This window comes from Variovorax sp. YR752 (assembly GCF_943372545.1).
The window spans coordinates 20,448-40,309 of the sequence record NZ_CALRZC010000026.1; the positions used below are offsets into that span (position 1 = coordinate 20,448).

Consider the following 19,862-nt stretch of genomic DNA (forward strand, 5'->3'; position numbering starts at 1 on the left):
CGCTCCCTGGGGCGAGATTGTGGTCGATCCACCCCGTGCTGAACACGGGTTCCACCCGCAAGAGGCGTACCAGCGGGAGAAAGAAAACGAGGAGAAGAAAAGCGCCCGAAGGGGGGCGCCCGCGCTCAGCGCGGCTGCAGCACCGCCATGGTGATGCGCGAGACGCAGGTCAGCTCGCCCGCCTCGTTCGTCAGGTCGATCTGCCAGACCTGCGTGGTGCGCCCGCGGTGCACCGGGCGCGCCGTGCCGATGACCCAGCCGCTGGTGGCCGAGCGGATGTGGTTGGCGTTGATGTCCAGGCCCACGGCGCGGTCGCCTTCGGGGGCCGAGTAGTGCGCGCCGCAGGAGCCCAGCGTCTCGGCCAGCACCACCGACACGCCGCCGTGCAGGATGCCGTAGGGCTGGCGGGTGCGCTCGTCCACCGGCACGCGGGCGCGGATGAAGTCGTCGCCCACCTCCAGGAATTCGATGCCCAGGGCGGCCACGGCCGTGCCCACGTGGTTGGCGGTCAGCGATTCGACCGAGATGTCTTTCTTCCAGATACGCATGCGGGAGTCTCCGAGATACAGGGGGTGCGAGGGCACTATAGCGACGACGGCTGACAGGGACAGTCGCCTTTGCGTGCTACCTTGGCCCGATGACCTTCCCTTCGGTGCGACGCTGGCTCCTGGGCTCGGTGGCGGTGCTGCTGCTGGGCTTCGGCGCGCTGGTGCTCGTGGTCGCAGCGCGCCTGCCCGACGACGAGGAGGTGGCCGCCCGCATTGCCGCCGGCTTCTCGCAGCGCTACGGCGTCGACCTGACCGTGGGCGGCGCCCACTGGTCGCTGTGGCCGGTGCCCGTGCTGGCGCTGTCCGAGCTGGCCACCGACCAGCCCCAGCCCATCACCCTGCGCCGCCTGAGCGTGCGGCTGCACCTGTGGCCGCTGCTGCTGCACCGCGTGGTGGCCATCGACGAGATCGACGTCGAAAGTCTGGTGCTGCCGCGCAACTCGGTGCGCGCTTTCCGAGGCAAGGGCCCCGCGCCGCAGGAGGGCGACCGCATCATGGTGCTGCCGGCGCCCTGGGCGTTGGCGCCCGTGCCGGTGGAGCGCGTGCGCTGGCGCGACGTGGTCTGGATCGACCGCCGCGAGATCGCGCTGGCCTACGACGGCGACGTGACCTTCGACGACAACTGGCGCCCGCGCCACCTGCGCCTGGAGCGCGCCGGCGCCGCGTCGCCCGTGCGCCTGCGGCTGGACCGCGAGGGTGGTGAAGACCGCTGGCGCACCCGCATCGACGCCGGCGGCGGCACGTGGAACGGCGAATCGCGGCTCGAGGTGCTGCCCCAGGGGCGCGGGCTGCGCGTGGCGGCCGAGCTCGACCCGCGGCAGGTCGACATCGAAGGGCTGGTGCAGGCCTTCGGGCGCCGCTCGGCGGTGGCCGGCAAGGTCTCGGGCCACACCTCGCTGGTGGCCGAGGCCCGCGAGGTGGGTGCGCTGATCCGCGGCCTGCACACCCGCACCACCTTCTCGGTGCAGCCCGCCACGCTGACCCGCCTCGACCTCGCCAAGGCCGTGACCACCGTCGGCATCAGCCGCGGCGGCACCACGGCGCTGGACGAGCTCACGGGCACGCTCGACACCCAGGGCACCGAGGACGGCATCGTGATGCGCTACACGAACCTCAAGGCGCGCTCGGGCGTGCTCACCGCGAGCGGCAACCTGCGGCTTTTCAATCGCCAGATGACGGGCGAGATGGCGGTCGATCTGGTCGACGGCGTCGTCGGCGTGCCGCTCAAGATCAGCGGCAGCGTGGCCGAGCCCGAGGTGTCGATGACCGGCGGCGCGCTTGCGGGGGCGGCCGTTGGCAGTGCGGTGCTGCCGGGGGTGGGCACTGCCATCGGGGCGCGTGTGGGGCAGCAGGTGGAGAAGCTGTTCGGCGGGGACGAGAAGAAGCCGGCGCCCGCCAGGCCCGCGCCGAAGCCCCGACCCTCAAGCCCTAGGCAAACGCCTTGATCACCGCAGGCACCGTCAACACCGCCGTGTAGTACCCCATGAACTGCACGCCCGTGTTGAACCCGATCGCACGCGACAGCAGCCCACCCAGCAGACCCATCGTCAGGATCACGAGCAGCCCGAGCAGCTGCCCTTCCCACACGCTGATCACCACGATCAACCCGACGAAGGTCGCGATGATCGCCTCGTGGCTCACCTTGCGCGACACGAACAGCGCCGCGCGGCGCGCGAAGTTCATCGTGAACGGGTAGGCCACCAGCGCCGCGAGCACCACCGCCAGCATGCCGTAGCCCAGGAACTCCCAGTGGTTCAGCAGGTTGTGCAGGTTGTGAGTCTGGCCCGTGGCCGAATCGATGGTGAACACCGGCGGCGCATTGAACAACGGCGCAGCCGGGCCGGCCGCGACGGGGCTCAGCGGCAGGCCGATGGCGATCAGCGGGATCAATGCTTCGGCGATGTAGGTGGCCTCGGTCACGCCGTTGCGCGCGGCCAGCGTGGTCGTGAGGCGGTGGTACGCGTGCTTGATGCGCGAGCCGACCAGTTCGCCCAGCACCACCGTCATCGCGACCGGGCTGAACACGAAGGTGGCGCTGGAGATCGCGGCGGTGGCAAAGGTCCACTTCACCTGCGCGCGGTCGAGCACCTTGAACGGGTTCGGGAAGTAGCCCGTCCAGCCCTTCACGTCGGGCGCGAGCGAGAAGGTGCGGACCTTGTCGCGTTTCATGCGGGCACGCGCGGCGGGCGAGATCACCGAGAACAGGTCGGCCACCAGCGGCCCGATCGCGATGCCCAGGAAGTAGCTGATGCTGAGCTTCACGCCGTACTTGCCGGTGAGCGCCTGCAGCGCCACGATCACCATCACGAACGGCACCAGCGTGGCCACCGAGGCCCAGCGCCCGCTCGAGAAGTAGGCAATGGCCACGGCCGCGACCACGAAGATCCACGGCGCCGCCTTGGTGATGGCCGCGCCATACGGCGCCAGCAGCACCGCGAACAGCACGGCCAGCGGAACCGCGAGAAAGGCCGCGATGATCGCGCCCGACACCATCTTGCGCAGCGCGATGTGCGGCACGCCCAGGTTGCGCAGCACGTTCGCGTCCTGCAGCAGCGGGGTGGCCATGGTGTCGCCCGGAATGCCGAGCAGCGCGGTGGGCACCGCGTGCGTCATGTGCTTGGCGACTGCGGCGGCCAGGAAGAAGGTGAACACGCCTTCGGGCGGCACGCCGAGCAGCACCACCAGCAGCGTGAGCGGTGCGAGCGTGGTGGTTTCGTCGGTGCCCGAGACGAGGCCGATGGCCGCGAACACGATGGCGCCGACAAGGCCCATGCCGGTGGCGACGAGGATCTGGTTGAACAGGGCGGCGTCGATCACGAGGCGGCTCCTTCGGCGCTCTTTGCGCGGGGCTTGTACGACGCGAACAGGTCGTAGATTTCCAGCTCCTTCATCTCGCGCACCACCGAGGGCGGCAGGTCGTCCACCGAGCCCAGGTCGCCGTGCTCGCCGGCCAGTTCGGCCAGCACTTCTTCGCGCCAGCGCGGATCGGGGTCCGTGCCCTCGACCACCTCACGCTTCGGCGCGAAGAGCTTCGCGCAGATCAGGCCCGAGACGACGCAGCCGCCAAGACCGGCGAGCATGGCGTAGGCGCGCGCCAGCTCGGGCGTGCTCACGACGCTTGCGAGCACGCGGCTCGCCACGAGATACCCCGTGAGGCTCACCGCGACACCGATCACGATCGACCACGCGAGGTGGCCCAGGTCGGCCGTGTCGCCCCATATCTCCACCAGCCGCCAGCCGGCGGGCGTTGCACTGTCTGCGTTCATTCGAGTTGTCTCCGTCTGTGGTTGTGTGACAGCCGCGTGCGCAGCCGCCGCGGTGTCGGCCGCGGACCGTGGTGCGGGCTCCTCCCGCGTTGCTTACTTCTTGCGCAGCGCGTCGAGCAGTGCCATGGCGCGGTCGGTGCGCACGTCGTGCTCCGCGGCCATCTGCTTGGCGATGTGATCGATCTCGTCGCCGGTGGCACCCGCGACCAGTGCGATGTTGCGGGCGTGCAGTGCCATGTGGCCGCGCTGGATGCCTTCGGTGGCGAGCGCACGCAGCGCGCCGAGGTTCTGCGCGAGGCCGACGGCCACGGCGACTTCGCCGAGTTCCTGTGCCGACTTCACGTCGAGGATCTTCAGTGCGAGCCGCGCGAGCGGATGCGTCTTCGTCGCGCCGCCGACGAGGCCCACGGGCATCGGCATCTCGATGGTGCCGACGAGTGCGCCGCTCGTGTCCTTCTCCCACGTGGTGAGCGAGGAATAGCGTCCGCTGCGGCAGGCGTATGCATGCGCGCCGGCTTCCACCGCGCGCCAGTCGTTGCCCGTGGCGACGATCACCGGGTCGATGCCGTTCATGATCCCCTTGTTGTGCGTCGCCGCGCGGTAGGGGTCGATGGCCGCGAAGGTGTAGGCGTCGATCACGCCCTCGACCACCTCTTCGCCGCTGCGTTCGCGCGTGGCCAGCACAGAAGGTGCGAGCCGCACGCGCGCACGCGCCAGCCGCAGGTCGGCCAGGTTCGACAGGATGCGCAGCCGCACCGTGCCGCCCGTGAGTTGCTCGACCAGCGGCGACACCGCCTCGGCCATCGTGTTGACGGTGTTCGCGCCCATCGCGTCGCGCACGTCGACGATCAGGTGCATCACCACCATCGCGCCGCGCGGGGTGTCGCCGAACACATGCACCTCGATGTCGCGGCAGCCGCCGCCGAGATCGATCAGCACCTTGTCGCGGCTGTTCGCCACGGCCAGGATCTCGTCGCGCGCACGCAGCAACGCGAGCCGCGCGCCGTACGGGTCGGTGATGCCGATCACCTGCACCTGCGCGCGCATCAGCGGCCCGGTGCTCGAGGCCTCGAAGCCGCCACCTTCGCGCGCCAGCTTGGCCATGAACGAGGCGGCGGCGACCACCGAAGGTTCTTCCACCGCCATCGGCACGAGGTAGTCGCGCCCGTTCACGGTGAAGTTGCCGGCCACGCCCAGCGGCAGCTCGAAGGTGCCGATCACGTTCTCGACCATGCCGTTGGCGCGCTCCACGCCCAGCGCGCCGGGCTGCGCGAGCAGCGCCACCTCGTCGTCGGTGAGCGAGGCGGCCTGTGCGATGTGGGCCAGGCGTTGGGCGGGTGTGAGTGCGCGGAAATTGGGAATGCGGGAATCGGCGGCCATCGGTGCGTGTCTCTTCGGAAGGTGAATTCGGGAGCAGGCAATTTAGGCCGGCTGTACCGCCCGCGGAAGGCACAGTTTGGCGGGACAGTGCGGACAGTGGTGCGCCGCAATCGCTTGCTGTGTCAAAGTCTCGGCCCATGACCACGATCGCCGATTCGCTCGCCGACACCCTCGCGCGCCAGATCGCGAGCGGCGCCTACAAGGCCGGCGACAAGCTGCCCTCGCTGCGTGAACTCGCGCAACTTCACAGCTACGCCAAGAACACCGTGGTGGCCGCCTTCGAGCTGCTGGTGTCGCGCGGCCTCGTCGAGCCGCGGCGCGGTTCGGGCTACTACGTGCTTGCGCAGGCCACGGCCACCCCCAAGCCCGCCGAAGAAGACGCGGGCAGCCTCGGCCGCGCGATGGACATCGTGTGGCTCATGCGCGAGCAGCTCAAGACGCAGCCCGATGCGGTCGCGGTGGGCGACGGCTTTCCGCCCGTCGAGTGGCTCGCCGACGTGCGCCTGGACAAGTACCACCCGAAGGTCGTGCGCACGGGGCTCGGCGCACTGTTCCGCTACGGCAGCCGCTTCGGCTATGCGCCGCTGCGCGACCACCTCGTGCGCAAGCTGGCCGACTTCGGCATCGGCGCCGAGCCGCGGCAGATCGTGCTCACGCACGGCGCCAACGAGGCGATGGACATCGTCATCCGCTACTTCGTGCCGCCCGGCGGCAAGGTGCTGGTGGACGACCCCGGCTACTACCCGCTGTTCGGCAAGCTCAAGCTCGCGGGCGCGCAGATGCTGGCGGTGCCGCGCCTGGCCGACGGGCCCGACCTCGAGGTGCTGGAGCAGCTGCTCATCGCCGAGCGGCCGCGCCTGTTCTTCACGCAATCGCTCGCGCACAACCCCACGGGCTCCGACATCTCGCCGGCCAAGGCGTTCCGCGTGTTGCAGCTCGCGCAGAAGTACAACCTGCTGATCGTGGAGAACGATCCACTGGCCGACTTCAAGCCGACCGCGTTGCCGCGCCTCTCCGCGCTCGACCAGCTCGAACGCACGATCTACATCGGCAGCTTTTCGAAATCGTTCTCGGCCGCGCTGCGCGTGGGCTTCATTGCTTGCGGGGCCGACCTGGCAAGCGACCTCGCCGACCTGAAGGCGCTGATCCACGTGAGCAGCTCGGAGTACAGCGAGCGCACGGTCGATGTCATCCTGAGCGAGGGCCACTACCAGCGGCACCTCAAGCGGCTGCAGCAGCGGCTGGGCGAGGCCACGCGCGACGCGCTGAAGCTGTTCGACACGGTGGACGCCGAGGTTTTCGCGCGCAGCCCGCAGTCGCTCTACATCTGGGCCGCGCTGCCCGGCGTGGACGATTCGCTGGCCTTCGCGAAGGAGCTGCTGCCGCGCAAGATCGTGATGGCGCCGGGGCGCATCTTCAGCGTCGATTCGACGCAGGTCTCGCGTTGGTCGCGCTTCAATGTCGGCGCCATGGCCGACCCGCGCTTCGCGAAGGCGCTGCGCACCGCGCTGCGGCGGCGATCTTGACTAGCCCTTGAAGGTGCCGTGCCGCCCCGCGCCGCCGGCAAAGCGCGCGGCACCGGCTTCGCCTTCGGCCGCGACGATCGGCACGCCCTGCGTGCCTTCGCGGCGCAGCGCCTCGGCCAACGGAAGGTCCCACTGTTCGAAGGCGGAGCGGCGGTCAGCCAGCATGCATTGCTGCGGGAAGGCGGCGATCTGCCGTGCCAGTTCCTGTGCGGCAGCGAGCGCACCACCCGGCGGCGTGGTGCGGTTCACCAGGCCCATCGCCAGCGCTTCGGCCGCACCGACGGGGCGGCCCGTGAGGATCAGGTCGAGCGCGCGTCCCATGCCGATGAGGCGCGGCAGCCGCACGGTGCCGCCGTCGATCAGCGGCACGCCCCAGCGGCGGCAGAACACGCCGAGCACCGCGTCGTCGTCGGCCACGCGCAGATCGGCGAGCAGCGCGAGTTCGAGCCCGCCCGCGACCGCGTAGCCGTTCACCGCTGCGATCAGCGGCTTGGACAGCGCCATGCGCGTCGGGCCCATCGGGCCGGCGCCGCCGCCCTCGGGGTCGAGCTCGTTGCGGCGCGCCGGATCGCCGACCGCGCCCAGGTCGGCGCCTGCGCAGAAGTGGCCGCCCGCGCCCGTCAGCACGGCCACGCGCAGCGCGTCGTCGGCCTCGAAGCGTTCGAAGGCCGCGCGCAATGCGGCGGCGACCACACCGTCCACGGCATTGCGTTTGTCGGGCCGGTTCAGCGTGAGCGTGCAGACGGGGCCGTCCACGTCGAAGGTCACGCAGGGCGGGGTGGTCATGGCAGAGTCTCCGGGAAGGTGCGGTGGCGGGGCGGTCCGGCCATCGTAGAAAACATTCCCGGGTTCTCCAACCCCGCCGCGCTCAGATGGCGCGGATCACGTCCGTGTCGCCTTCGGCCGATGCATGCAGCCGCGCCACTTCGGCCGCACGCCGCGTGAGCACCGCGCGCTGGTTGATGTAGCCCTTGTCGGTGATCTCGCCCGCATCGAGGCTCGGCGGCTCGGCCAGCACCAGCGCGCAGGCCGGGCATTGCGACGAGCCCGCGCCTTCGTCGCGCAGGGCGCGCAGCACCTCGGCGATGCGCGCGGCCAGTGCGTCGGGCGCGAGCGCTGCGCCTTGCGGGCTGGCGAACACCAGCATGCCGATCGCGTCGCGGTCGTGGCCCGTGAGCACGATGTCCTGCACATGCGGCGCCAGCAGCGACACCAGCTTCACGCGCAGCGTGCCCACCGACACCCAGGTGCCGGTCGAGAGCTTGAAGTCTTCCGCCACACGTCCGTTGAAGATCACGCCCTGCGCGGGGTCGCCGGGGTTCGCGAGAAAGCCCGCGTCGCCGATGCGGTAGTAGCCCTCGGCGTCGAAGGCCTCGGCGGTCTCGCGCGGTGCATCGCGGTAGCCGGGGAACACCGAGACGCCCTTGACGCGCATCTCCAGCTTCTCTCCGTTGGGCACGAACTTCAGTTCCAGCCCCGGCAGCGGCGCGCCGATGCAGCCGGCACCGTCGAGCTGCCAGTGCGCGGAGGTGATCGCGGGCGAGGTCTCGGTCGCGCCCCACGAGGTGGTGAGCCACAGCGGGCGCGTGGGCCGCACGCGCCGCGCCACCGCTTCGAGCCGTTGCCAGGTCGAAGGCGCGAGCGCTGCCGCCGCGTAGAAGGCCAGGCGCAACCGCGAGAACACTTCGGTGGCGAGTGCGTCGTCGGCTTCGAGGAACGGCAGCAGCATGTCGAAGCCGCGCGGCACGTTGAACAGCAGCGTGGGCTTCACCTCGCGCAGGTTGCGCACCGTCTTCTCGATGAGGCCCGGCGCGGGCCGGCCTTCGTCAATGTAGAGCGCGCCGCCATGGCACAGCACCATGTGCAGGTTGTGGTTCGCGCCGAAGGTGTGGCTCCACGGCAGCCAGTCGACCAGCACGGGCTTCTCGTGCGCGAGGAAGCGCCAAGTCTGCGCCATCATCTGCTGGTTGGCGCACAGCATGCGGTGCGTGTTGATCACCACCTTGGGCTTGCCGGTGGAGCCCGAGGTCAGCAGGTACTTGGCGTGCGTGTCGGGGCCCACGGCGGCAAAGGCTTGCATGACGGCAGGCGTTTCCTTCGCCGCGAGCAATCGGTCGAACGCCATCGCGCCGGGATGCGCTTCGGCGTTGCGGCTGAACACCGTGACCGCGTCGATGTCGCAGCCGGCGAGCGATGCGCCGTACACCTTCGCGTCGGAGGCGTAGATCAGTGCCGGTTGCAGCGCCTGCAGCATGCCGTGCAGCCGCGACGGGTCTTTGGTCATGCGCGAGTAGGCGCTCGACAGCGAACAGGCCGTGCGGCCGATGTGCATCGTCGCGAGCATCAGCACCGCGTGGTCGATGGCGTTGTCCGAGAGGATCGCGACCGGCCGACCCGGCGGGAGGTTCAGGTCGAGCAGGCCCTGTGCCACCGCACCGACGGCGGCGCGCAGCGCGCGGTAGTCGAGCTTGCGCCAGCCTTCGCCGCTGTCGTCGCGCTCGGCAAAGGCCAGCGCGTCGGGCGTTTCGCGCGCCCAGCGTTCGATCCATTCGCCGATGCAGCGTGCATACGGCTGCAACGTCGTCGGCGAGCGCAGCACGAACGAGCCGTCGTCGAAGTCGATGCGCACCGTGCGGGGCGGAGCGATCAGGGTGTCGTCGAGAAGGAAGTCGGTCATGTCAATCCAGCGTACCCGTCTCGGCCTTGGCGCGAATCAGGTTCAACAGCAGGGTGTCGCGCGCGGCTTCGAGGTCGGCGGTGCGGCGCGTGCCGAGTTCTTCGGCCAGGCCTTGCACGACCTGCTGCTTCAATGCGTCCGTCATCGACGGCGCGCCCAGGTCCTTCCACCAGTCTTCGATGGGCCCGCCCAGGTGCGCGAGCAGGTGCGCGATGCCGCCCGCGCCACCCGAGAGGTGCAGGTTCATGAATGGTCCCATCACGGCCCAGCGCAGGCCGGGGCCGTGCGCGATGGCGGTGTCGATGTCGGCCACGCTCGCCACGCCTTCGTTGACGAGGTGAAACGCTTCACGCCACAGGGCGGCCTGCAGCCGGTTCGCGATGTGGCCTTTCACCTCGCGCTTCACGTGGATCGGACGCTTGCCGATGGCGGCATAGAACGCCATCGTGCGGGCGATGACCTCGACCGAGGTCTGCGCACCGCCGATCACTTCGACCAGCGGAATCAGGTGCGGCGGGTTGAACGGATGCCCCAGCACCACGCGCTGCGGGTGCGCGCAGCCCGACTGCACGCCGCTGATCGCCAGGCCCGACGAACTCGACGCGAGGATGGTCTCGGGCGGCGCCGCCGCGTCCATGCGGCGGAACAGGTCGATCTTGAAATCCATGCGCTCGGGGCCGTTCTCCTGCACGAAGTCGGCCACGGCCACCGCGTCTTCCAGGCTGTCGTGAAAGCGCAGGCGGTCGACCGAGGCGCCCTCGGCGAGGCCGAAGCGTTCCAGCGTCGGCCAGTGCTGCGCCACGGCGGCGCGCAGCCGGTCTTCGGCGCCGGGCGAGGGGTCGGTCGCGTTCACGTCGAGCCCTTGCGCGAGGAAGTACGCGGCCCAGCTCGCGCCGATCACGCCGGTGCCGACGACGGCGACGCGCTTCACGTCATTGACAGGGGTCATGCCGATTTCCACCGCGCGCAGCGGCTCTCCGTCTTGGTGGTCCAGGCGGCTTCGCCGGGGATGTTCTCGATCACCTTGTAATAGTCCCACGGCTCCTTCGACTCGGCCGGCGTCTTCACCTGCATGAGGTGCATGTCGTGCACCATGAGGCCGTCGTCGCGCAGCCAGCCGCCCTTGACGAACATGTCATTGAACTTCGTCTTGCGCAGCTGCGCCATCACCTTGTCGGCGTCGTCGCTGCCCGCGGCCTTCACGGCCTGCAGGTACTGGAGCGTGGCCGAGTAGTCGCCGGCATGGAAAGAAGAAGGCATGCGCTTGTGCTTGTCGAAAAAGCGGCGCGCCCAGGCGCGCGATTCGGGGCTCTGGTTCCAGTACCAGCTGTCGGTGAGGTACATGCCCTGCGAGGCCTTCAGGCCCAGCGCGTGCACGTCGTTGATGGTGATGATCATGCCGGCGAGTTTCATGTTCTTGCTGAGGCCGAACTCCGCCGCCGACTTGATCGCGTTCACCGTGTCGCCGCCCGCATTGGCCAGGGCCAGCACCTGCGCCTTCGAGCTTTGGGCCTGCAGCATGAACGACGAGAAGTCGCTCGCGCCCAGCGGGTGCTTCACCGAGCCCGCCACCGTGCCGCCGCTGGCCTGCACGGTCTTGGTGGCGTCGCTTTGCAGCGCCGCGCCGAAGGCGTAGTCGGCCGCCACGAAGTACCAGCTCTTGCCGCCGGCCTTGACCACCGCGCTCGCGGTGCCGCGCGCCATGGCCACCGTGTCGTAGGCGTAGTGCACCGTGTAGGGCGAGCAGTACTCGTTGGTGAGGCTCGACGCGCCCGAGCCCACCACGAAGTACGGCTTCTTCTTGTCGGCCGCCACGCCCGCCATGGCAATGGCCGCGCCCGAGTTCACGCCGCCGATCAGCATGTCGACCTTGGTCACGTCGAACCATTCGCGCGCCTTGGCGGCGGCGATGTCGGGCTTGTTCTGGTGGTCGGCCGTGACCAGCTCGATCTTCTTGCCGTCGATGGCGCCGCCCATGTCGGCGATGGCCATGCGGATCGCCTCGGCGCCGGCCGGGCCGTCGTAGTCGCGGTAGATGCCCGACATGTCGCTGATGAAGCCGATGCGGATGGTGTCGTCGGACACCTGGGCGAAGGCGCCCGATGCAAAGAGGGCGCCGAGCGCGAGGGCCAGTGCCGTGCGGGAAGTGTTCATGTGTCGTGTCTCCGTTCGTTGTCGTTGTTGTCTGTCTTCAACCGAGTGCGAACTCGGGCCGCGGGCCACCTACGCGCGGCAGGCCCATGATCTGTCGCGCCTCGGCCGGCGTCGCCACTTCCATGTCGAGCTCGCGGATCACGCGCACGATGCGCTCGGTGAGCTGCACGTTGGTGGCCAGCTCGCCGTGGCGGAAGTAGAGGTTGTCTTCCAGCCCCACGCGCGCATGGCCGCCCAGCAGCAGCGCCGCCACGTTGGCCTCGAGCTGCGACATGCCGATGCCGCTCACGCCGAAGATGGCGCCCTGGGGCAGCGTGTCGACCATCATCTGCAGGTTGCGCGGCGAGTAGGGCATCGCGTTCTGGAAGTTGCGGTGCACGTTCATCACCAGGTTGATGAAGTAGGGCGCGTCGTCATGGCCTTCCTCGATCAGCGTCGTCGTGTCCTGCAGGATGTGCGTGGGGCTGAACACCTCCCACTCGGGCTTGATGCCGCGCGCCTTCATGCCGGCCGCGAGTTCGCGCCCGCGCGTGATCGGCGTGTCCATGAGGATCTGCTTGCCCTCGAAGCTCAGGTTGAGCGTGGTGGCGTCGAGCGTGCACATCTCGGCGCCCGCGTCCATGCCCTTGATGCGCTCTTCCCATGCAATTTCCCAGCGGTCGCCCGCCAGCGGCTTCACCATGTCGCCGTGCACGCCGCCGCCGGTGGAGTTGTTCAGCACGATGTCGCAGCCGGCCGCGCGGATGCGGCTGTTGATGTCGCGGTACACCTCGGCGTTGCAGGTGGCGCCGTCGTCGGGGCGGCGCGCGTGGATGGCGACCACGCTGGCGCCGGCGTTCCAGCAGCGCAGCACGTCGGCGGCGATCTCGGCGGGCTGGGTGGGAAGGTGGGGGTTCTGCGATTTGTGCGCCATGCCGCCGGTGGGGGCGATGGTCACGATCACTTTGCGCTTCGACATGCTCGGGGCTCCTGGGGTCGGTCTGTCAGTCGTTCATGGGGGCGCGTCATTATTTTTTGTGATGCGTTTGTACTCAGTCATCGCGACGACATTCGGGGGCAGGGTTTACGCGGCGCAGGCGCTAAAGTCGTCGTCGCGCCATCGCGCACCAAGGAGCACCCTCTATGAAATTAATGCCCTTCCTGCTGGTCACCGCGGCCGCGTTCACCACCCTCGGCGCCGCCGCGCAACCGGCCGGCCCCGCCACCTGCGATACCAAGCGCGAAGCCATCGGCCGCGACATCGAGATGGCCAAATCCAAGGGTCAGAAGCAGCGCGTGCGCGGGCTCGAAACGGCGCTGGCCGAAGTGAACCGCAACTGCACCGACGCCAAGCTGGCGGCCGAGCACCAGCGGCGCATTCGCAACCAGGAGCGCAAGGTGGCCGAGCGCGAGCGCGACCTGCGCGAAGCCCAGCAGAAGGGCCGTGCCAGCAAGATCGCCGACCGCGAGAAAAAGCTGCACGAAGCGCAAGCGGAGCTGCAGCATCTCAAGGCCGCGCAGTAAACAAAAAAGACAGCATGCCCACGACCAAGCCGGCGATCCCCGCGGCCTCCCTGACCATTGCCCAGCTGCTGCAGGGCTCGGCCTGGTTTCCGCTGCTCGACGTGGGCGCGGGCGAGCGCGTGCTCGACGAGATGCGCGAGGTCGAGGTGGCGGCCGGCGCCGCGCTGTGCCGGCGCGGCGACACGCCGCTGCACTGGTACGGCACGCTCGAAGGGTTGCTCAAGTGGTCGATCACCTCCAGCGACGGTCGCTCGGTCACGCTGGGCGGGCTGTCGGTGGGCAGCTGGTTCGGCGAAGGCACGCTGCTGCGCGCCGTGCCGCGCTCGGCCGACATCATTGCGCTGCGGCCCAGCCGCGTGGCGCAGCTGCCGCTGGAAACCTTCGAGTGGCTGCACCGCACGCAGCGCGGCTTCGATCACTTTCTGCTGCAGCAGATCAACGAGCGGCTGCACTGGTTCATGGGCAGCTACGCCGCGCACCGCCTGCTCGATGCCGACAGCCAGGTGGCGCGCGCGCTGGCCGGCCTGTTCCACCCCTGGCTGCACCCGGGCAGCGAGCCGCACCTGCAGACCTCGCAGGAAGAGATCGCGAATTTGTCGGGCGTGTCACGGCAGCGCTGCAACGCGGCGTTGAACCGGTTGAAGGAGGCGGGGTTCCTGCACATCGAGTACGGCGGGATCACGGTGACCGACCTCGAAGGGCTGCGGCGCTTCATCCAGGAATGAAGGATTGACTCCCTCTCCCCTGGGGGAGAGGGCGGGGGTGAGGGAGGCGGCCTTGGGCCAAGCGCCGCGCCTCATCAATCGCACCTGCCCTCACCCTGACCCTCTCCCGCAAGCGGGAGAGGGGACAACACAAGACGACCCTCCGCTCAGCGCTTGTGGTGCGACGCCGCCAGCTCGTACACCGGTGTGTCGATCCCTTCCATGCGCGCCTTCAGCTGCAGCGCCAAAAACTGCGAGTAGTGGCGCGACTGGTGCAGGTTGCCGCCGTGGAACCACAGGTTGTCGACCTGCGTCGGCTTCCACATGTTGCGCAGCTCGCCTTCCCACGGACCCGGGTCCTTCGGCGTGTCGGAGCCCAGGCCCCAGCACTTGCCGACCTTGTCGGCGATCTCGGGCGAGATCAGGTCGGCGAGCCAGCCGTTCATCGAGCCGTAGCCCGTGGCGTACACCAGCAGGTCGGCCGGCAGCTCGGTGCCGTCGGTGAGCGTGACCGAGCGCGCGTTCACGCGCTCGATGTTCACGCCGCTCTCCAGGTGGATGCTGCCGTTGGCCACCAGCTCCGAGGCGCCCACGTCGATGTAGTAGCCCGAGCCGCGCCGCAGGTACTTCATGAACAGGCCCGAACCGTCCACGCCGAAGTCGAGCAGGAAGCCGGCCTTCTCCAGGCGCGCGTACAGGTCGGCGTCGCGCTTCTTCATCTCCTCGTACACCGGGATGTGGAAGGTGTGCATGATCTTGTAGGGCACCGACGCAAAGATCAGGTCGCCCTTGTGGTGGTCGATGCCGCTCTTCACCGCCTGCTCGGAATACAGGCCGCCCAGCGCCAGCTCCATGAGCGACTGCGAGGGCGCGATGTGCGTGGACGAGCGCTGCACCATCGTCACGTCGGCACCGTGCTCCCACAGCGCCGCGCAGATGTCGTGCGCCGAGTTGTTCGAGCCCAGCACCACGCACTTCTTGCCCGCATAGGCCTCGGGCCCGGGGTGCTGGCTGGAGTGGTGCTGGTCGCCCAGGAAGTTATCGGCGCCTGCCACCTTCGGCACGTTCGGGTAGCCCGACACGCCGAGTGCAAACACCAGCTGCTTCGGGCGCAGCGTCACGGGCTTGCCCTCGCGCTCCACCTGCACCTCCCAGCGCTGCGTGGCCTCGTCGAAGCGCGCCTTGGTCGCGTTCGTGGAACTCCAGTAGTTGAGCTCCATGATCTTCGTGTACATCTCGAGCCAGTCGCCGATCTTGTCCTTGGGCGCGAACACCGGCCAGTCGTCGGGGAAGGGCATGTAGGGCAGGTGGTCGTACCAGACCGGGTCGTGCAGGCACAGCGACTTGTAGCGCTTGCGCCAGGAGTCGCCGGCCTTGGCATTGCGCTCCACGATGATCGTCGGCACGCCCAGCCGCCGCAGCCGCGCCCCCAGCGCGATGCCGCCCTGGCCGCCGCCGATGATCACCACCTCGGGGTGCTCGGTGTAGCCCAGCGCGGCCTCTTCGTCGCGGCGCTTCTCGAGCCAGTTCTTGCGGCCCTTGTGCACGCCGTGCTCCGCGCCCTTGATGCGGTTGTCGCCCGTCTTTTCCTCGAAGCCTTTCAGCTCGGTCATGGTGGTGAGCAGCGTCCAGGCTTTGCCGTCACGAAGACGCACATGGCCGCGCCCGCGCGCCACGCGCGTCTCGAAGGTGAACCACGCATCGACCACGCCCTCGGCCTCGGTCGCCTCGCCTTCGAGCGCAAAGGCCGTGGGCTGCGTGTCGGCCAGGCGCGCCTGCAGCATCGCGCGGATGGCGCCGGGGCCTTCCTGCGTGCGCAGGTTCCAGGTGAAGGCGACGAGGTCGCGCCAGTAGCTGTCGGCCTCGAACCGCGAAACGGCCGCGTCGATGTCGCCGCGTGCGAGCGCGGCGGCGAAGTCGGCCAGCCATTGGGCGGCGGCCCGGGTGGGGCCGGTGGTCGGGTCTGTCATTGCATGTCTCCGTTGTGTCGTTGAACGAATCGCGGCGCGGCAAGGCGCACGCGGGGTTCGTGGCGCAGCTTTCGTGCCGTGCGGGGAGGGACGAAGAATCAAGGGGTTGGCGGTGGTTTTGTCGCAGGCGCCTGTCGCTGTCTCACCGAGACTGAGACGATGCATGAGAATTTGAACGTCGTATAAGATTGGACGACGTTCAAATTCAAGGGCCGCGAACCGTGATCGAACCAGAACCCCCCGGCCGCCGCGAGCGCCGCCGCACCCAGACGCTCGACCACGTCGCGTCCACCGCCATGCGCCTGTTCGAAGCCCAGGGCTACGACGCGACGACGATGGAGCAGATCGCGCAGCAGTCCGACGTGGCCAAGGGCACGCTCTACAACCACTTCGCGACCAAGGAAGCGATCCTGGCGCACTGGGTGCACCTCGAACTCGTGGTCGATGCGCAGCGCCTGCACGCGTCGATCGACCCGAAGGCGGGTTTCACGGCGCAGCTCACCGGGCTGCTCGATGCCTCGGCCGAATGGTCCGAGCGCTATCGGGCCTACCTGCTCGACTACTTCCGCTTTCGCTTCCTCAACATCGAGAGCGAACTCGGCGGCGGCGACCGCGGCACGCCGCGCGACCTGTCGGGGCTGTTCGAGGTGCTGATCGCCGCCGCCCAGCAAGCCGGCACGCTGCGCACCGACGTGTCGGCTGCGCACCTCGCGAGCCTGCTGCACCACTTGTACTTCGGCGCACTGATGCGCTGGCTCACGCTGCCCGGCCTCGTGCTGCGCGACGAGTTCGCGGTGGTCGTCGATCTCTTCGTCGGCGGCGCACGCACGGCCCCCAAACCCTCTGCAAGGAGGCGCGCCTCATGAAGATCGCCGTGCTCACCTACGGCACCGAGGGCGACGCGCGCCCGCTCGCCGCGCTGTGCCACGCGCTGGACGACGCGGGCCATGCGTCGGTGCTGCTGGCGGACGCCACCACGCTCGGTGCAGCCGAACGACTCGGCGTGCGCTCGCAGGCGCTGGCCGGTGACATCCGGCAGGCGCTCGGCGGCGTCATCGCACAGGGCGACAAACCGGCCGCCGCCGCGAAAGCGCTCGCGGACATCGCCAATGCCAACGCCACGCCCTGGCTGCGCCAGACCGTCGAGGCCGCACAGGGCTGCGACGCGGTCGTCTGCGCGGGGCTCGCGGCCTTCGTGGGCCTGTCGGCGGCCGAGGCGCTGGGCGTGCCCGCCATCGGCGCGGGCATGTTCCCGCTCACGCCGACGGCCGCGTTCGCCTCGCCCTTTCTGCCGCCCGCCCGCGTGCCGCGCTTTTTGAACCGCGCGAGCCATCACCTTGTCAACGGGCTGCTCTGGCGCGCGTTCCGGCCGGCCGTGAATGCCGCGCGCGCCGAGGTCTGTGGCCTGCCGCCGCGGCGCCGCCTGTGGACCACGCACCCCGTGCTCTATGGCTATTCGCCGAGCCTGCTGCCGCGTCCGGCCGATTGGCCCGCCAATGCGACGGTGTGCGGCCAGTGGCTCGCGCCCGCGCCCGACTGGCAGCCGCCGACCGCGCTGCGCAACTTTCTCGCGGCCGGCGAGGCGCCCGTCTACATCGGCTTTGGCAGCATGACGGGCTTCGACAAGGCGCGGCTGCTCGCGGCCCTCGTCGACGGTGTGGCCGGCCGGCGCGCGGTGCTGCACCCCGGATGGAGCGGCCTCGATGTGCAGCAGCTGCCGCCGAATTTCCACGCCATCGGCGACACGCCGCACGACTGGCTGTTTCCGCAGATGGCGCTGGTGGTGCACCACGGCGGCTCGGGCACCAGCCACTCGGCCGCGCGCGCGGGCGTGCCCTCGGTGGTCGTACCCTTCGCGGGTGACCAGGCGTTCTGGGCCCACCACCTCGCGCAGGCGGGCGTGGCGCCGCCCGCGGTGGCGGGTGCCCGGTTCGGCGCCGACGACCTGGCGCGCGGCATTGCGTTCGCGCACGACCCGCAGGTGCGCGCGCGGGCCCGGGCACTGGGCGAACGCATGCGTGCGGAAGACGGCCTGGGCACGGCCGTGCGCGCCATCGAGCAGATCCTGAGGCGTTAGCCGCGCTGCGGCGCCACGATGCCGAAGCGCTTCATGTGCCGGTACGCGGTGGCGCGGCTGATGCCGAGCGCCTGCGCGGCCCGCGCCACATGCCAACGGTGGCGCTGCAGCGCGTCGAGCAGACGCGTGGCATCGGCGGCGCTGTCTTCGTCGTCGACCGGCGCAGGCGTGGCATCGCGATGGTGGTCGAGCGACGGACGATGCGGCGCCAGGCGCAGCTCCTCGGGCGTGATGCTCGCGCCCGTGCAGAGCGCCAGCGCCAACCGCAGCACATTGCGCAACTCGCGCAGATTGCCCGGCCAGTCATGCGCCATCAGCCGCAGCATCGCGGCCTCCGACAGCCGCGCGGTCGAGCCCATCGCCGCCGCTTCTTCGTGGAACATCGCCTCGATCAGGTACCGCCGGTCGCGCCGCGCGCGCAGCGGCGGCAGCTTCAGCACCGCGCCGCACAGGCGGTAGTACAGGTCCTCGCGAAAGCGCCCGGCCGCGACCAGCGCCGACAGGTCGCGGTGCGTGGCCGCCACCACGGCCAGGTCCACGCGCTGCGGCGACTCGGCGCCCAGCGGCAGCACCTCGCCTTCGGACAGCACGCGCAGCAGCCGCGTCTGCAGCGCCATCGGCATGTCGCCGATCTCGTCGAGAAACAGCGTGCCGCGGTCGGCCTGCGCGATCAGCCCCTTCATGCCCTTGGCGCGGCCGCCCGTGAAGCTGCCGGGCGTGTAGCCGAAGAGCTCGCTCTCGATCAGCGAATCGGGAATGGCCGCGCAGTTCACCGCCACGAAGGGCAGCGCCGCGCGCCGGCTTGCGCCATGCAGCGCGCGCGCCAGCACCTCCTTGCCGCTGCCGGTCTCGCCCTCGACCAGCACATGGATGCCGCGGTCCACCAGCCGGCGCGCCTGCGCGATCAGCTGCTGCATCGCGGGGTCTTCGTCGCCCGCGATGCGCTCGAGCGGCGGCAGGCGGTCCGACGGTTGGGGCGCCGGTGATGCGGGCGCCGTGGCCGGCGAGCGCCGCAGGCGCGGCGCGATCAGCGACGCGTGGTACTCGCCGCCGCCGGGCAGCAGCACCGTGTGCGCAAACGGCAACGCCGACGCGCCGCCGTTGCCCAGGCGCCAGATCGCGTCCATCGGCAGGTGCAGCAGCTCCGACACCGCGCCGCCCAGCAGGGGGTGCTGCAGCCCCGAGAAGACCTCGCGCGCCCCGCCGTTGGCGCCCACCACCGTACCGCCATCGTCGAAGGCCAGCATCACTTCGCCCGCCACGTCGACCAGCCCGAAGGCACTGCCCAGCCGCAGGATCCAGTGGCCGCGAAAGTGCCGCAGAAAGTCGGCGTCCTCGATCATCCGTGCGTACATCGACACCAGGTGCCGCACCAGGTGCTGGCTCTCGCGCGCCTCGGGCGAGCGCAGCGCCGACACGTCGAGGATGGCCGTGAGCTTGCCGCTGTGGTCGAACAGCGGCGCCGTCGTGCAGGTGAGCGCGATGTGCGTGGCGTCGAAGTGCTCGGTCTGGTGGCAGGTCATCGGCTGGCGCTCGATGAGGCAGGTGCCCACGCCGCAGGTGCCGGCGTGCGCCTCGTTCCAGTCGGCGCCCAGGTACAGGCCGGCGCGGCGCAGCTGGTCGTCCCAGGCCGGGTTGCCGATGTAGTCGACCGTGATGCCCTCGGCATCGGTCAGCAGCACCATGTAGCCCAGCTCGGCCACGCGGCGGTAGATGTCTTCCATGCCCGCCCGCGCCGCGCGCAAGAAGTGCTCGAGCTGCTGCTGGTGCACGCGCACCTCCTGCGCCGGCAGGATGCGCGCGGGCGTCGGCCGCGACGGATCGAGCCCATGGTCGCGCACGCAGCGCGCCCACGACTTGTGCACCAGGCTCGCCGCCGGATCGGCCAGCAGCGCCGTGCCGGTGGCGATCGAATAGACGTTGTCGATGTGGCGCGATTGCAGGGACGTCATGCGCAGCCTCGTGCGTGGGTGGGCGCGGCTCGGGGAGAGGCTGCGCAGCCGGACATGATTCGGCTGTCGCACTGTCGCAGGAGAGAGGTGAAACCCGGTGAGTTG

General features: G+C 69.8%; 17 protein-coding genes. 6 read left to right on the top strand and 11 right to left on the bottom strand.

The genetic code is table 11. The features are described 5' to 3' along the window. Nucleotides 1-125: 125 nt before the first annotated feature. Nucleotides 126-548, bottom strand: coding sequence for a hotdog fold thioesterase (locus AAG801_RS08905; RefSeq protein WP_056574715.1), 423 nt, complete (start codon nucleotides 546-548; stop codon nucleotides 126-128). 89 nt (nucleotides 549-637) lie between these two features. Between AAG801_RS08905 and AAG801_RS08910 the strand changes: the two genes are divergently transcribed. Further along, a complete protein-coding gene (locus tag AAG801_RS08910) occupies nucleotides 638-1,993 on the top strand; it encodes a hypothetical protein (RefSeq protein WP_341888082.1) in 1,356 nt (451 codons plus the stop codon). Here AAG801_RS08910 and AAG801_RS08915 read toward each other — a convergent pair. The 3 genes from AAG801_RS08915 to AAG801_RS08925 all read right to left on the bottom strand — a co-directional run bounded on the left by AAG801_RS08915 (nucleotide 1,977) and on the right by AAG801_RS08925 (nucleotide 5,194). Next, nucleotides 1,977-3,320, bottom strand: coding sequence for a tripartite tricarboxylate transporter permease (locus AAG801_RS08915; protein ID WP_341888107.1), 1,344 nt, complete (start codon nucleotides 3,318-3,320; stop codon nucleotides 1,977-1,979). The two genes, AAG801_RS08910 and AAG801_RS08915, sit on opposite strands and share 17 nt — an antisense overlap. Nucleotides 3,321-3,361: 41 nt before the next feature. Next, nucleotides 3,362-3,814 carry a hypothetical protein gene (locus tag AAG801_RS08920; protein WP_341888083.1) on the bottom strand — a complete coding sequence of 151 codons (453 nt, stop codon included), beginning with the start codon at nucleotides 3,812-3,814 and terminating at the stop codon, nucleotides 3,362-3,364. Between the two features lie 93 nt (nucleotides 3,815-3,907). Next, nucleotides 3,908-5,194, bottom strand: coding sequence for a hydroxymethylglutaryl-CoA reductase, degradative (locus tag AAG801_RS08925; RefSeq protein WP_341888084.1), 1,287 nt, complete (start codon nucleotides 5,192-5,194; stop codon nucleotides 3,908-3,910). A gap of 137 nt (nucleotides 5,195-5,331) precedes the next feature. On the opposite strand from AAG801_RS08925, the gene AAG801_RS08930 reads away from it, so the two are divergent. After that, entirely contained in the window at nucleotides 5,332-6,720 is a 1,389-nt protein-coding gene (locus AAG801_RS08930; protein ID WP_341888085.1) for a PLP-dependent aminotransferase family protein, read from the top strand. On the opposite strand, the gene AAG801_RS08935 is transcribed toward AAG801_RS08930, so the two are convergent. From AAG801_RS08935 to AAG801_RS08955, 5 genes are all read right to left on the bottom strand, one after another. Then, on the bottom strand, nucleotides 6,721-7,506 hold the full coding sequence (locus AAG801_RS08935; RefSeq protein WP_341888086.1) for a crotonase/enoyl-CoA hydratase family protein: 786 nt from the start codon (nucleotides 7,504-7,506) through the stop codon (nucleotides 6,721-6,723). Between the two features lie 82 nt (nucleotides 7,507-7,588). Then, nucleotides 7,589-9,397, bottom strand: coding sequence for a feruloyl-CoA synthase (locus tag AAG801_RS08940; protein WP_341888087.1), 1,809 nt, complete (start codon nucleotides 9,395-9,397; stop codon nucleotides 7,589-7,591). A gap of 1 nt (nucleotide 9,398) precedes the next feature. Further along, the gene (locus AAG801_RS08945) at nucleotides 9,399-10,346 is read right to left on the bottom strand and encodes a 3-hydroxyacyl-CoA dehydrogenase NAD-binding domain-containing protein (RefSeq protein ID WP_341888088.1); all 948 of its coding nucleotides are present in this window, start codon (nucleotides 10,344-10,346) and stop codon (nucleotides 9,399-9,401) included. Beyond that, nucleotides 10,343-11,551 carry an ABC transporter substrate-binding protein gene (locus AAG801_RS08950; RefSeq protein ID WP_341888089.1) on the bottom strand — a complete coding sequence of 403 codons (1,209 nt, stop codon included), beginning with the start codon at nucleotides 11,549-11,551 and terminating at the stop codon, nucleotides 10,343-10,345. The genes AAG801_RS08945 and AAG801_RS08950 overlap by 4 nt, the downstream gene beginning before the upstream one ends. Before the next feature lie 37 nt (nucleotides 11,552-11,588). Continuing rightward, nucleotides 11,589-12,509 carry a 3-keto-5-aminohexanoate cleavage protein gene (locus tag AAG801_RS08955; RefSeq protein ID WP_319358454.1) on the bottom strand — a complete coding sequence of 307 codons (921 nt, stop codon included), beginning with the start codon at nucleotides 12,507-12,509 and terminating at the stop codon, nucleotides 11,589-11,591. A 164-nt stretch (nucleotides 12,510-12,673) separates the two neighbouring features. On the opposite strand from AAG801_RS08955, the gene AAG801_RS08960 reads away from it, so the two are divergent. Next, on the top strand, nucleotides 12,674-13,054 hold the full coding sequence (locus AAG801_RS08960) for a DUF1090 domain-containing protein (protein WP_341888090.1): 381 nt from the start codon (nucleotides 12,674-12,676) through the stop codon (nucleotides 13,052-13,054). A gap of 14 nt (nucleotides 13,055-13,068) precedes the next feature. Further along, on the top strand, nucleotides 13,069-13,779 hold the full coding sequence (locus tag AAG801_RS08965; protein ID WP_099794358.1) for a Crp/Fnr family transcriptional regulator: 711 nt from the start codon (nucleotides 13,069-13,071) through the stop codon (nucleotides 13,777-13,779). Nucleotides 13,780-13,925: 146 nt separating this feature from the next. Here the strand turns inward: AAG801_RS08965 and AAG801_RS08970 are convergent, their stop codons facing one another. Next, nucleotides 13,926-15,728 (bottom strand): NAD(P)/FAD-dependent oxidoreductase, encoded by a 1,803-nt coding sequence (locus AAG801_RS08970; protein ID WP_341888091.1) that lies wholly within the window; start codon nucleotides 15,726-15,728, stop codon nucleotides 13,926-13,928. Between the two features lie 221 nt (nucleotides 15,729-15,949). On the opposite strand from AAG801_RS08970, the gene AAG801_RS08975 reads away from it, so the two are divergent. Then, on the top strand, nucleotides 15,950-16,594 hold the full coding sequence (locus AAG801_RS08975; protein WP_341888092.1) for a helix-turn-helix domain-containing protein: 645 nt from the start codon (nucleotides 15,950-15,952) through the stop codon (nucleotides 16,592-16,594). Next, nucleotides 16,591-17,805, top strand: coding sequence for a glycosyltransferase (locus tag AAG801_RS08980; protein ID WP_341888093.1), 1,215 nt, complete (start codon nucleotides 16,591-16,593; stop codon nucleotides 17,803-17,805). Before AAG801_RS08975 ends, AAG801_RS08980 begins: the two co-directional genes overlap by 4 nt. Here AAG801_RS08980 and AAG801_RS08985 read toward each other — a convergent pair. Next, nucleotides 17,802-19,757, bottom strand: coding sequence for a sigma-54-dependent Fis family transcriptional regulator (locus tag AAG801_RS08985; protein WP_341888094.1), 1,956 nt, complete (start codon nucleotides 19,755-19,757; stop codon nucleotides 17,802-17,804). The genes AAG801_RS08980 and AAG801_RS08985 overlap by 4 nt on opposite strands. Between the last annotated feature and the right edge of the window lie 105 nt (nucleotides 19,758-19,862).